Annotated in this window: 9 protein-coding genes; 6 read left to right on the forward strand and 3 right to left on the reverse strand. The window is 63.4% G+C overall.

Features of this window, described 5'->3' with window-relative positions; all coding sequences use genetic code 11:
- Nucleotides 1-266: 266 nt before the first annotated feature.
- The 5 genes from CK227_RS26975 to fabG all read left to right on the forward strand — a co-directional run bounded on the left by CK227_RS26975 (nt 267) and on the right by fabG (nt 6,132).
- Complete coding sequence (locus CK227_RS26975; protein WP_095775003.1) at nt 267-2,537, forward strand: propanediol/glycerol family dehydratase large subunit; 2,271 nt, start codon at nt 267-269, stop codon at nt 2,535-2,537.
- Nucleotides 2,534-2,953 (forward strand): diol dehydratase small subunit, encoded by a 420-nt coding sequence (locus CK227_RS26980; RefSeq protein ID WP_095775004.1) that lies wholly within the window; start codon nt 2,534-2,536, stop codon nt 2,951-2,953. Before CK227_RS26975 ends, CK227_RS26980 begins: the two co-directional genes overlap by 4 nt.
- 9 nt (nt 2,954-2,962) lie before the next feature.
- Nucleotides 2,963-3,661, forward strand: a complete 699-nt coding sequence (locus tag CK227_RS26985; protein WP_095775005.1) for a cysteine hydrolase family protein — start codon at nt 2,963-2,965, stop codon at nt 3,659-3,661.
- 99 nt (nt 3,662-3,760) lie between these two features.
- Nucleotides 3,761-5,287, forward strand: coding sequence for an APC family permease (locus tag CK227_RS26990; RefSeq protein WP_095775006.1), 1,527 nt, complete (start codon nt 3,761-3,763; stop codon nt 5,285-5,287).
- A gap of 80 nt (nt 5,288-5,367) precedes the next feature.
- Nucleotides 5,368-6,132, forward strand: a complete 765-nt coding sequence (gene fabG / locus CK227_RS26995; RefSeq protein WP_095775007.1) for a 3-oxoacyl-ACP reductase FabG — start codon at nt 5,368-5,370, stop codon at nt 6,130-6,132.
- Between the two features lie 6 nt (nt 6,133-6,138).
- Here fabG and CK227_RS27000 read toward each other — a convergent pair whose 3' ends face one another.
- Together CK227_RS27000 and CK227_RS27005 are read right to left on the reverse strand one after the other, a co-directional pair.
- Nucleotides 6,139-7,143, reverse strand: coding sequence for a phosphotransferase enzyme family protein (locus tag CK227_RS27000; protein WP_245318274.1), 1,005 nt, complete (start codon nt 7,141-7,143; stop codon nt 6,139-6,141).
- Nucleotides 7,144-7,263: 120 nt separating this feature from the next.
- Nucleotides 7,264-8,547 carry an aspartate aminotransferase family protein gene (locus tag CK227_RS27005; protein WP_095775009.1) on the reverse strand — a complete coding sequence of 428 codons (1,284 nt, stop codon included), beginning with the start codon at nt 8,545-8,547 and terminating at the stop codon, nt 7,264-7,266.
- Nucleotides 8,548-8,631: 84 nt separating this feature from the next.
- On the opposite strand from CK227_RS27005, the gene CK227_RS27010 reads away from it, so the two are divergent.
- Nucleotides 8,632-9,393, forward strand: a complete 762-nt coding sequence (locus CK227_RS27010; RefSeq protein WP_095775010.1) for an SDR family oxidoreductase — start codon at nt 8,632-8,634, stop codon at nt 9,391-9,393.
- Nucleotides 9,394-9,549: 156 nt separating this feature from the next.
- Here the strand turns inward: CK227_RS27010 and tssH are convergent, their stop codons facing one another.
- Entirely contained in the window at nt 9,550-12,387 is a 2,838-nt protein-coding gene (gene tssH, locus CK227_RS27015) for a type VI secretion system ATPase TssH (protein WP_095775011.1), read from the reverse strand.
- Between the last annotated feature and the right edge of the window lie 248 nt (nt 12,388-12,635).

Consider the following 12,635-nt stretch of genomic DNA (forward strand, 5'->3'; position numbering starts at 1 on the left):
CCTGATCTTTGGCGGCCGAATTCGATACCGAAACACGTCGCGCAATGCTCCAGCAAAACGAAATAAATGCCGTATGACCTGTGGCACCGGCAGCCTCTGCCGTCGGTGGATTTCGAGCGCCTCTGCTGCGAAGATCGACAGGATGGCGAGCAGCTTCGGGTATTTTGAGCCTGCGGCGTGCGCCCCCTTGGCCGGCGGTCGATCCAGGGTCATTGTGTGGCGGGTAAGCTTTCACTAGTCTTTCGGCTGGGTCGAGGATCGCACGCATGACGCCGAAACTGAACCGCTGGAAGCGCTTCGCCGACTGGGACGAGCGGCCGTTGCGGCTGGACAAGTTTGCGGCGGAAGACCCCGCCAACGGCTTCTCCGCTTTCTCCAGTCCGGCCGATCCCCAACCCGGCATCGGCATCAGGGACGGGCGCGTCGTATCCCTCGATGGGGTGCTCGAACACGACTACGACATGATCGACCGCTTCATCGCCCGCCATCACATCGATCCGGAGGTGGCACCGGAAGCGATGGCGCTGGATTCGGCGACCGTCGCACGCTGGCTGGTCGACATGAACGTGCCGCGCGAGACGCTGGTGCGGCTCGCCCATGGCATGACACCCGCCAAACTCGCCGAAGTGGTGTCTCAGCTCAACGCGCTGGAGATCGCCTTCGCCTACTCGAAGATGCGAGCCCGCAAGACGCCGGGCAACCAGGCGCACGTCACCAACGCCAAGGACGATCCGCTGCAGCTCGCCGCCGATGCCGCGACCGCCGTCGCCTTCGGCTTCGACGAGATCGAGACAACGATGCGCGTGTCGCGCAACGCCTGGTCCAACGCAGTGGCATGCGCGGTAGGCGGCGCGGTCGGCCGCTGGGGAACGCTGTTCCAATGCTCCAGCGAGGAAGCCGAAGAGCTGCGCATCGCCATGGCCGGCTTTACCTCCTACGCCGAAACCGTTTCCGTCTACGGCACTGAAAAGTCGTTCACCGATGGCGACGACACGCCGTGGTCCAAGGCATTCCTGGCCGCCGCCTACGCCTCGCGTGGCGTCAAGATGCGCTGTACGTCGGGTGCCGGCTCCGAGTTGCTGATGGGCTTCCACGAAGCCAAATCGCTGCTCTACCTGGAAGCGCGCTGCCTCTGCCTGCAGCGCGGCATGGGTGTGCAAGGCACGCAAAATGGCGGTATCGACGGAGCGCCCTTGACCGCCACCATACCCGGCGGCGTTCGCGAACTGATGGCCGAGAACCTCATCGCCGTCTGGCTCGATCTCGAATGCGCCTCGGGCAATGACGCGCGCTCGACCGAATCGGAAATTCGCGTCGGCGCCAAGATCCTTCCCTACCTGATTGCCGGCTCGGATCTGATCTGCTCCGGCATGGGATCGATCCTGAAATACGACAATTCGTTCAACCCTTCGCTGATCAACGGCGAGGAACTGGAAGATTATCTTGTGCTGCAGCGCGATTTCGAGGCCGATGGCGGATTGACGCCGCTGCCCGAGTCGCGCGCGATCGAGCTGCGCGAGAGGGCGGTGGAAGCGATCGCCGCCGTGTTCGAGGAACTCGACCTTTCCTCACCGACCGAGGACATGAAGAGCAGCGTGGTCTACGCTTCCGGTTCCGACGATACGCGCAGCCTGATGCCGCGCGACGTCAGCTTTATCAGCGAAGCCATCAAGGAGCGCGGCATCACCGTGATCGACGTGGTCAAAGCGCTGGCCAAGCGTGGGTTCCGCGAAGAGGCGGAGAACCTCCTCGACGTGGTCAAGCTGCGCCTTTCCGGTGACTATCTCCAGACATCGGCGATGATCCGCAATGGGCGGATCGTCAGTGCGGTCAACGATCCAAACGACTATCTCGGCCCCGGTTCCGGCTACCGCGTGTCTGAAGAACGGCGCCTGCAGCTCAATGACATCCGCGATGTGCTGGACCAGAAGGAGGTGCTGCGCTCGGAAGCCCTGCACGAGAAGGACGAGGCAAGGCACATCCGCTATCGCAACCTTGGGCCGGCGGCCAATGGATCGGCGAAGGACGATGTGGTCATCGGCATCAGCCCGGCCTTCGGGCTGAAGCTTTATCGGACGACGGCCGGACATCGGCTCTCCGAAGTGCTCGGCGCCATGCTGGATGCGATCCACGCACGCGGACTCAAGGCGCGCGTCGTCCGCTTTCGCCATACGGCCGATACCTCCTTCCTCGGCCTGTCCGCCGCCCGGATGGCCGGCAGCGGCATCGGCATCGGCATCCAGGCCAAGGGCACGGCCGTCATCCACCAGCGCGATCGCCAGCCGCACAACAATCTGGAACTGTTTTCCAATGCGCCGATCACCAGGCTCGAGCACTATCGCGCGCTTGGCGCCAATGCGGCGGCCTATGCGCTGGGCGAAATGCCGGAGCCCATCGTGGTGCCGCAGCGGGGCGAGGCCATGGGGTCTCGCTACCACGCCCGCGTCGCCCTCATCTACGCCATCGAAACCGGGCTGACGGAGGCCGGCGCGGCTCCCGAAGAGGTCGACGTCACCCTGACGGGGGTGAAATCGTGACCCACACGCGCGCCGACTATCCGCTCGCCGAAACACAGCCCGGCACCGTGACGGGCAAGCGCGGCAAATCGCTTGCCGAGATAACGCTGGATTCGGTGCTCGCGGGCGACGTGACGATGGAAGACCTTCGCATCACCCCGCAAGCGCTGCAGGCACAGGCCGATGTGGCGCGCGATGTCGGACGGCCGACACTGGCACTCAACTTCGAGCGTGGGGCGGAGCTTGTCGAGGTGCCGCAAAATTTCATCATGCAGGTCTATGAACTGCTGCGCCCCGGCCGCGCCAAAGCCAAGGAAGAATTGCTCCAGGCCGCTGCCACGATGCGCGATACCTACCAGGCCGAACGCATCGCCCGTTTCATCGAGGAAGCCGCCGAGACCTACGCGGCGCGAGGCCTCTTCACGTTCCGCTTCTGAAAGGACCGCATGAGCTGGAAACCCGGATTCCGTTCGCTCTACTATCTCGGCGCGCCCGAGCCGGATGATCCGGTGCTGGTGCCGGCGCAAACCGCCATCCTGGTCATCGACATTCAGAACACCTACCTGGAACGGCCGGATCGCGCATCGCTTTCGCAGCAGGAACAGCATCGCTACGATCTGTGGACGCCGTTCCACGAGCGTATGCACGGCACGGTCATACCGAACACGGGACGACTGCTGGCGCTGGCCCGGCAAAACGGCATCGAATGCCTTTTTGCCCGCATCGCCTGCCACACCAAGGACGGGCGTGATCGCTCGCTCTCTCAGAAAATGCCGGGCTGGAACAATTTGCTGCTGCCGAAGAACGAGGCACCGTCGCAGCTGGTTGCCGAGCTTCAGCCGGCCGGCGACGAGATCGTGGTGACCAAGACCACCGATTCCGCGCTGACGGGAACGAATCTGCGCCTGATCCTTCACAATCTCGGCATCCGGAATGTCATCTGCTGCGGTATCTTCACGGACCAATGCGTGTCCTCGACGGTGCGCAGCCTGGCGGATGAGAGCTATGCCGTCATCGTGATCGAGGATTGCTGCGCGGCGGCGACCGAGGAGCTTCACCGCAAGGAGCTCGAAATCATCAACATGATCTATTGCCACGTGATGTCGAGCGGCGAGCTATGCAAAATCATGGCCTTGGCAAAGTGACGCTGCGTCCGTACTGTCATGGCGGCACGAGCAGGCCGGGACACATCGGCCGCCCTGTGCGGGGAACTGCATACAGCTGTCACGAATGGAGAGGGCTTCATGGCCATAGAAACTGCACGCGGGACGATCGACGTCTCGAAGAGTAACAGCATCAACCTTTTGCACTCGAAGGCCGTTGGGCTCGCCGGAGTGCTCTTCCTGGCCGTCACCGGCGCGGCGCCAATGTCGGCGATGCTGGGCAATGTCCCGTTCGCGGCGGGCTACGGCATCGGCAAATATACCCCTGCCGCCTTCCTGATGGCGACGATCGTGCTGACCATCTTCTCGATCGGCTATGCCGCGATGGCATCGCGCGTATCGTCGGTCGGCGGCTTCTACTCCTTCATCAGCCAGGGGCTCGGCCGCGAGGTCGGCATGTCGGCGGGCATCGGCTCGCTCGCATGCTACTCGCTGTTCGAGGCTTCCCTCACCGGGCTGTTCGCCTTTTTCGGCAATCTGTGGCTTTCGCAGCATTTCGGCATCAACGTGCCGTGGATCGTGCTCGCGCTCGCCATGATCGTGGTCATCGCGGCCCTCGCCTACCGCGATGTGAAAGTGTCGGCACGGCTGCTCGGCATAGCCCTCATTCTGGAAGTGATCATGCTGGTGATCTTTTCGCTGGGCGTGATCTTTGCCCATGGCGGGACGAATTTTTCCGGCGATTCGCTCAATGTGTTCAAGGTGTTCACGCCTGTCGCCGAGCAGACAGTCGGAACCGTGGCCATACCGGCGGGCGCGGCGGCGGTCGGCATCTTCATGGCGTTCTGGTCGTGGGTCGGCTTCGAGATGGCGCCGAACTATGCCGAGGAATCCCGCGATCCGAAGCGCATCATTCCGCAATCGCTGCTGATTTCGGTCATCGGCCTTGGCCTGTTCTACACCTTCGTCAGCTGGTGCGCGGTGGCGGCCTATCCGACCGAGGCCGACATGGTAGCCAAGGCCTTCTCCGACGGCGTGAACTTCTTCCTGACACCCATTCAGAGTTTTGTCGGTGGCTGGGGCTACCAGTTGATGTCGCTGCTCATCCTGACCAGTTCCTTCGCCTGCGGCATGGCTTTCCACAACACCGCTTCCCGCTATCTGTATTCGCTGGCGCGCGAAGGCGTCCTGCCGCAGGCGATCGCCGAGACGCATGACCACCACAAGAGCCCGCACAAGGCCTCGGCGCTGCAGTCGGTGCTAGCGGCGGTATGGGTGCTGCTCTACGGTCTGGCCTACGGCTTCGACGATCCGTCGGGACAGGCCTGGCTTGGCGTCTATACGCTGTTTGCCGTGCTTGGCACCGGACTGCTTTTGGTGCTGCAGGCGGTTGTCTCGCTGGCCATCTACATGTGGTTCAAGAAGAACGGCGGCGGCAGCATGCTGACGACTGTCATCGCGCCGTTGATCTCGCTCGTTGTGCAGTTGGTGCTCGTCTACACGCTGGTCGCCAATCTGGCGACTCTGGGCGGCACCAATGGCTTTGCCAGGAGCATCCCCTATGTCGGGCTTGCGATCCTTATCGTCGGCCTGATCTGGGGCTTCGTGCTGAAGTCGGCCAACCCCAAGGCGTATGAGAACATCGGTCACATGGTGAACGAGGGCTAGGGCATTCCTCGCCCTGGATTTCCAGCGTCAACGGGGACGGAGCATCACTCTGTCCCCGTCTCATTTTGGAGCTTCAAGTCATGACCCAGTCTCTGAGGGGTCGATCCGTCGTCGTTACCGGCGGGTCGAAAGGCATCGGCAAGGGCATAGCGCGGGTGTTCGCACTCTCGGGTGCCAAGGTCGCCATCATTGCGCGCCATGTCGACCAGGCCGAAGCCGCGGCCGCCGAGATCGGCCATGGCGCCTTTGGCGTGGTTGGCGACGTTACCTCGCTCGCCAGCATCGAGAGCGCGCTTGCCGCGGCAGCCGCGAGAAACGGCAGTATTGACGTTTTGTGCGCCAATGCCGGCATCTTCCCGCAGGCACGGCTCGAGGACATGACCTCACAGCAATGGGACGAGGTTGTCGACACCAACCTCAAGGGCACCTTCCACGCTGTCAAGGCGGCGGTTCCCTATCTCAAGGCATCCGACCAGGGCCGCATCGTGCTGACGTCGTCGATCACCGGCCCGATCACCGGTTTTCCCGGCTGGTCGCACTACGGCGCCACCAAGGCGGGACAGCTCGGCTTCATGCGAACGGCCTGCATCGAACTGGCGAGATACGGCATCACCGTCAACGCCGTCATGCCCGGTAACATCGTGACCGAGGGCCTTGTCGGCCTGGGCGGGGACTACCAGAAGACCATGGCCGCCTCGATCCCCCTCAAGCGGCTCGGAAGCGTGGAGGACATCGGCTACGCCGCGCTCTACTTTGCGTCGAAGGAAGCCGGCTACGTGACGGGACAGACAATCATTGTCGATGGCGGCCAGATCCTGCCGGAGAGCCTGGAGGCACTGGCATAGGTTGGTTCAAAACTTGCTCAGATAGGCCTCGCACAGCCCGACCGTTCCCTCGGTATAGGGAAGGCCCATCGACTTGGCGAGGTCTGTCTCGGCGTGCGAGCCGATCCACGCGACCAAGAGCAGACGGCGCAGCATCACGAAGGTCTGGATCTCGTCTTCGTCCGCCCTGGGCAGGTCAAGCACACGGCGATAGCCGGTCGTCCATGACCGGATGAGATCGGCTGCCTGTGGCTCGTGCTCGTAGAAAGAGATGGGCGTCGCCGCGTCGTACATATACCAGCCGAAGCCGCAGTCGTCGAAGTCGATGACCTTCACCGTCTTGCCGTCGATCAGAAGGTTGGCGAGCCGCAGATCGCAATGGATGAGGCCGAAGCGGTCATGGCCCTTGCCGAAGGCGGCGAGCCGGCGGCCGATCAGCTCCGCGGTGCGGCCAAAAAGCCTGGCTTTCGCGGCATCGACGCCGATGCCGTCACGCCAGCGTCCCCAATGCGGCCTCTCCTCGCCGAGGCTTGTTTCGAAATCCCATACAGGGCGGCTGAACCAGGAAGGGCGCTTCCACTGCCGGGTGTGGATGTGCATGCGGGCCGTCACCTCGCCCAGCAGTTCGAAAGGTTCGCCAAGCGCCTCGCCTATGCCCGGCTCCGAACCGTTCTCCCAGTGCGACAGCACGACATTGCGTGGCTGCGCCAGTCTGGCATGGCCGACACGCTGGATCTGTTCGCCGTCCTTGCCCGCCACCGGCATGGGCGTCGGGACGATCCCGGTCTGGCGCAGATCGGTCAGCCAGGCCAGTTCAGATTGAATGGCCGTCCTTGAATGGTAGCCGTCGCGATGGATGCGGAGCGCCCAGCGCCGGCCGTCGCGGGCCGCAATCTTGTAGGTCGCGTTCTCCGACAGGTTGATCATCTCGACGGAAACGTCCGCCGGCAGATCGTAGTTGGCTGTGGCCGCCTCCGCCGTTTCCTGCAGGATCCCGAGTTGCTGGTCGTGGGTGAGCGCGTCGAAATCCATCACTGTCCGTCCTGCCCTATCCCTGCACACCTGTCCCCTGCCGGAACCCTCGCGATCCCGGCAAGCCCAGCCGCCCGTTCGCACTGGACACCTGACAATTTCAACGAGGGTTGGACCATGTCAACTCGCCTTGCCTGCCTGATGCAGCAACGCCCGCGCGCGCGGCATTGCCGCATCGAAGCGATCCATGATGTCCCGGCAGGTCTCGTGGTCCAGAAGAACGCCGGGCTTCCATTGCAGTACCCGCTTGTCGAGCGACGAGAAGATCGCCCAAACGCCCTGCTCGTAGAGCGCACGCGACACGAAGACGGCGCCTTCCGGGTGATTGCTGAATTCCAGCCCGAGGATCACGCCTTTCTGGCGTACCCCGGTGAAGATATCGCCGTGACGAACCAGCATCTCGCGCATGGCCTGCGCCATGAACTCGGTTACTGTGCCGACATTGGCCACCAGTTCGGGCCGCTGCAGCATCTCGATGACCTTGTGGCCGACGACACAGCCGAGTTCGGCCCCGCCGGTCGTCGAAATGTGGGCTGCCCCATCCTCGTTGAGCCAGCCGCCGGCTCTGTCGTTCACCAGCGCCGCGCTGATCGGATAGAGGCCGCCGGACAGGCCCTTTGCCGTCACCATGATGTCCGGCTGGACGCCGTAGGCCTGCCAGCCCCACATGCTGCCGGTGCGCATCAGGCCGGTCTGGACCTCGTCGGCGATGTACATCGCGCCATGCTTTTCGCACAGCGCCTTGCAGGCGGCGAGATAGCCGTCCTTCGGCATCGGGAAGCCGTAAGTGGCGGGGATTGTCTCCATGATCAGCGCCGCGACGTCTTCGCCCTTGAGCACCCGTTCCATGGCGTCGATATCGTTGAAGGGAACCTGGATGAACGTCTCCGGCTGGTCGGAGAGAAAGATCTTGGTGAAGCGATCGTCGCCGGTCGCCACGGCGAGCCCCGAATGCCCGTGATAGCCCTTGATGATCGACACGATCTTGCGCCGCTTGGTGGCATAGCGGGCGCTCTTGATGGCGATGTCCACCGCCTCCGCGCCGCCCGGCGCGAAGATCGCGTATTTCATTCCCGGCGAGACATTGACGAGGGATTCCGCCAGCGCCGTTCGCGCCACGGAAGGGAACCAGTGGTTGCCGATGTCGAAATAGTCGAGCGCGCTCTTCAGCGTCTCGACCAGCTCCGGATTGCGGTGACCGAGATTGTAGGTGCCGCCATTGAGGTGCAGGTCGATCAGGCGCCGCCCCGTCATGTCGTAGAGGAAATAGCCCTCTCGCCTGCCGATCACCAGATCGATCCCGGCCTTCTGCCAGAACCTGGTCTTGTCGGGGTTCCAGAAACGCATTGCCTTGTCGAAAAAATCCTGCTTCGACTCGAACTCGAAGGGGCCGAAGTCGTACATGCCTGTCTTGTCCTCAAGGGTTGATCGGGCGAGGCTCGCCCGATCGATGATGCAGGATTACCGACCGGCGAGAAAGGGGGAAGCATGATCCTGAAGGACAGGACCGCGATCGTCACCGGCGCGGGATCCGGCATCGGCAGGGCGGCGGCGCTGATCATCGCGCGCGAGGGTGCGGTGGTCGGCGTGGCGGATCGTAGCGCCGACGGCGCCAACGCGACGGTCGAACAGATTCTTGCCGTCGGTGGCCGGGCAAAGGCGCTTGTGTTCGACCTGACCGACGATCAGGCGCTTGAAGCCGGTTTTCACGATTTCATCCACGCTCAGGGCAGGATCGACATCCTGCACAATCATGCCGGCGTACAGGTCGAAGGCGACGTGCTCGGTGTCAGCGTGAAAGGCTTCGACACCTCCTGGACGCTCAATGTGCGGGCTCACTTCCTCGGTGCCCGCGTCGTCATGCCATTCATGAAGAAGGCAGGCCGCGGCGTCATCCTCAACACGTCGTCGAGCTCCGGCGTGCTCTACGACCGCGAGATGATCGCCTATACGACGACCAAGCACGCGGTGATCGCGATGACCAGGCAGATGGCCGGCGACTATGGCCGCTTCGGCATTCGCGTCAACGCGCTTTGTCCGGGTTGGGTGGACACGCCCTTCAATGCTCCTTTCATCGCCCAGATGGGAGGCCGGGAAGCCATCGAAGACTACATCCGCGAAAGGGTGCCGCTTGGCCGTTGGGCAACCGTCGAGGAGATCGCGGAGGCAGTGCTGTTTCTGGTGTCCGACCGATCCTCGTACATGACGGGTCAGATCCTGGTTGTCGATGGAGGAGAAACGGTGATCTAGGACAATTCCGGGAAAGGTGTGAGCGGTTTTCCCGGGGAATGCGCAGGTGCTTCAGCCTGGCGCGAGTGCCTTTCACGAGTGCCGGTGCGCCAAGGATTGGCCTGAGCGGTCATAGGAATGCGCTTTGGTCGGCGCCAGGGAACGAACGTCGAAAATCTATTCGAAAAAGTAGGTAAATCCTTCCGACGAGGCACCGACGGTGACTTTTGTCATCTTCTTGCCCTCGAGCGAGCGATTGAGCACGCCGCGGCTGAGTTCCGGCAGCAGCGTGTTGGTGAGGATGGCGTCGATCATGCGTCCGCCGGATTCGATCTCGGTGCAGCGCGCCTTGACCATGTCCATGACACCGTCGCCGATCACCAGCTCGGCATCGTTGGTTGCCTTGAGGCGCCGCGCGATCTTGCCGAACTGGTGCCTGGTGATCGCCTCGATCATCGCGTCCGAGAGCGGATAGTAAGGGACTGTCACCACGCGGCCGAGGAAAGCGGCCGGAAACACTTTCAGCAGCGGGCCGCGCAAGGCGGTGTCCAGGTCGTCCATGCCGCTGCGCAAGGTGCCGTTCTTGGTGCGGTCCATGATAACCTCGGAGCCGACATTCGAGGTGAGCAGGATCAGCGTGTTCTTGAAGTCGATCCGGCGGCCTTCGCTGTCGTCCATCATGCCCTTGTCGAAGACCTGGAAGAAGATCTCGTGTACGTCCGGATGCGCCTTCTCGACCTCATCGAGCAGGATCACCGAATAGGGCTTGCGCCGCACGGCCTCGGTCAGGATGCCGCCCTTGCCATAGCCGACATAACCGGGCGGCGCGCCCTTCAGCGTCGAGACCGTGTGCGCCTCCTGGAATTCGGACATGTTGATCGAAATCAGGTTCTGCTCGCCGCCATAGAGCGTTTCGGCCAGCGCCAGGGCTGTCTCGGTCTTGCCGACGCCGGAGGGGCCGCACAGCAGGAACACGCCGACCGGCTTCTCCGGCGCGCCGAGGCCGGCGCGGCTGGTCTGCACGCGCCTCGCGATCATCTCCATCGCATGGTCCTGACCGACAACGCGCTCGGACAAAGTGGCGGCGAGCTTGAGCGCCTTCTCGGTCTGGCTGGATAGCATCCGTCCCGTCGGGATGCCGGTCCAGTCCTGGACGACGGCAGCCACCGCATTGCGATCGACCGACGGCAGGATCAGCGGGGTCTCGCCCTGCGCCTCGGCAAGTTCCGCCATCAATTCGCGCAGTCGTGCCAGATCGGCAGTGGAATCCGGCACGGCAACGGGCTCGTGCGCGGCAGCGGCCTCCATCTTTGCCGCCTTTGTTTTCGGAGACTTGGCCTTCGAGCCCTTGGGTTCGGCCGTCTCGGGTTTCGGCGTTTTGGCCTCAGCTGCCTTGCTTTCATGCGCCTCGGCGGCTGGCGCATTGACGGCCTCGCCCGGAGCGGCTTCCCCGCCCTCCACCGCGTCAAGCGGCACGCCCTCGCCTCGGAGTTTGGCGCGCAGGTCGAGAATCTCGGCGACAAGCGCCTTTTCCCGATCCCAACGCGCTTGCGCTGCCGCAAGCATGGTCTCGGTTTCCGCCAACCCGGCCTCCACGCGAGCCTGTCTGTCGGCCACTTCGATGCCGATCGCCGCCTCGCGGCCGATGATGCCTTCCTCGACCTCGAGCGCCTGGCGGCGGCGCAGAATGTCCTCGACCTCCGCCGGCGTAGCGTGCTGCGAAACGGCAACGCGGGCGCAGGCTGTGTCGAGGAGGCTGACCGCCTTGTCGGGCAGCTGTCTGGCCGGAATGTAGCGGTGCGAAAGCGAAACCGAGGCCTCGATCGCCTCGTCGAGGATCTGCACCTTGTGGTGCTGCTCGAGAACGCCGGCGACACCGCGCAACATCAGCACGGCCACCGTTTCGGAAGGTTCTTCGATCTTGACCACCTGGAACCGGCGGGTCAGCGCCGGATCCTTCTCGATATGCTGCTTGTATTCGGCCCACGTCGTGGCGGCGATGGTGCGAAGCTCGCCGCGCGCGAGCGCGGGCTTGAGGAGATTGGCCGCATCGCCGGTTCCCGCCGCGCCGCCGGCGCCGATCAGCGTGTGCGCCTCGTCGATGAAGAGGATGATCGGCGTCTCTGAGGCCTGGACCTCGTCGATGACGGCCTTCAGCCGCTTTTCGAACTCGCCCTTGACACTGGCGCCGGCCTGCATCAGCCCGACATCGAGCATGCGTACGCTGACATTCTGAAGCGTCGGCGGCACGTCGCCCTGGGCGATGCGCAAGGCAAAGCCTTCGACGACCGCCGTCTTGCCGACACCCGCCTCGCCGGTCAGGATCGGGTTGTTTTGCCGGCGCCGCATCAGGATATCGACAATCTGACGGATTTCGGGATCGCGGCCGACGACCGGATCGATCTTGCCGTCGCGAGCACGCTGGGTCAGGTCGGTGGCGTATTTGGCGAGCGCCGAATCCCCGCCAGGGCCGCGTCTCATCGGCGTTTCGGCGGCCGCCGCGGCAGGAGGTGAGCCGGCTTCGAGCGAGCCCTCGGTGATGTCGGCGAAGCGGGCAATGACCCCGTCCGCATCGATCTTGTCGAATTCGGCGCTGATTTTCGAAACCAGCCCTTCCAGCGCCGGTGTCCTCAGACAGGCGAGAAGAATATGCGCGCTGCGCACCTCCTCGACACCGAATTCCAGTGTGGCCAGGCTCCAGCCTTCCTGTATGGCGTGGAAGATGTGATCGGAGAATTCCTCCACCGAGGTCGCGCCGTAGGGCAGCTTGTCGATGGCGCGGGTCATATCGGCGGTCAGCCGGCTGACATCCAGCCCGGCATCGGCGACGATCATCTGCACATCCGAGCGCTCGGACAGCACCAGTTGCTGGACGAAATGAACGAGCTCGACATAGGGGTTGCCGCGCATCTTCGCCGTGTCCGCGGCGGCCTTGAAGGCGCGCACCCCCGTGGGATTGAGCTTTGCAACCAGTTCCTTGCGCTTGAAACTCTGCGACGATCGGCGCTGTTCCATTGAACCTGCCCCCGAAATCTGCTGACCGTACCCTGCCATAGAAGCGGCCGCTTGACAAAGCCGTGTGACGAACGAGGCCTTCCGACCCGGTTCGGGCGGCACCTCGTGGTTACACAAGCCCTGCAAACTCCTCCAACAAACCCGGATTGCGGGCCGGGCATGCGAGCCATTTCGCATGCCCGGCCCGCCGATCGCACAATGGGTTTGGTTGAAAGATTACTGGAGAATTCAGCTTCTGTTAGTTTTTG

The organism is Mesorhizobium sp. WSM4308 (genome assembly GCF_002294905.1).
GTDB lineage: Bacteria > Pseudomonadota > Alphaproteobacteria > Rhizobiales > Rhizobiaceae > Mesorhizobium.

What these genes read in the sequence shown, in the direction of transcription:
- CK227_RS26975 (WP_095775003.1), top strand. Translation starts at nt 267, where the DNA reads ATGACGCCGAAACTGAACCGCTGGAAGCGCTTCGCCGACTGGGACGAG.
- CK227_RS26985 (WP_095775005.1), top strand. Translation starts at nt 2,963, where the DNA reads ATGAGCTGGAAACCCGGATTCCGTTCGCTCTACTATCTCGGCGCGCCC.
- CK227_RS26990 (WP_095775006.1), top strand. Translation starts at nt 3,761, where the DNA reads ATGGCCATAGAAACTGCACGCGGGACGATCGACGTCTCGAAGAGTAAC.
- fabG (WP_095775007.1), top strand. Translation starts at nt 5,368, where the DNA reads ATGACCCAGTCTCTGAGGGGTCGATCCGTCGTCGTTACCGGCGGGTCG.
- CK227_RS27000 (WP_245318274.1), bottom strand. Translation starts at nt 7,143, where the DNA reads ATGGATTTCGACGCGCTCACCCACGACCAGCAACTCGGGATCCTGCAG.
- CK227_RS27005 (WP_095775009.1), bottom strand. Translation starts at nt 8,547, where the DNA reads ATGTACGACTTCGGCCCCTTCGAGTTCGAGTCGAAGCAGGATTTTTTC.
- CK227_RS27010 (WP_095775010.1), top strand. Translation starts at nt 8,632, where the DNA reads ATGATCCTGAAGGACAGGACCGCGATCGTCACCGGCGCGGGATCCGGC.
- tssH (WP_095775011.1), bottom strand. Translation starts at nt 12,387, where the DNA reads ATGGAACAGCGCCGATCGTCGCAGAGTTTCAAGCGCAAGGAACTGGTT.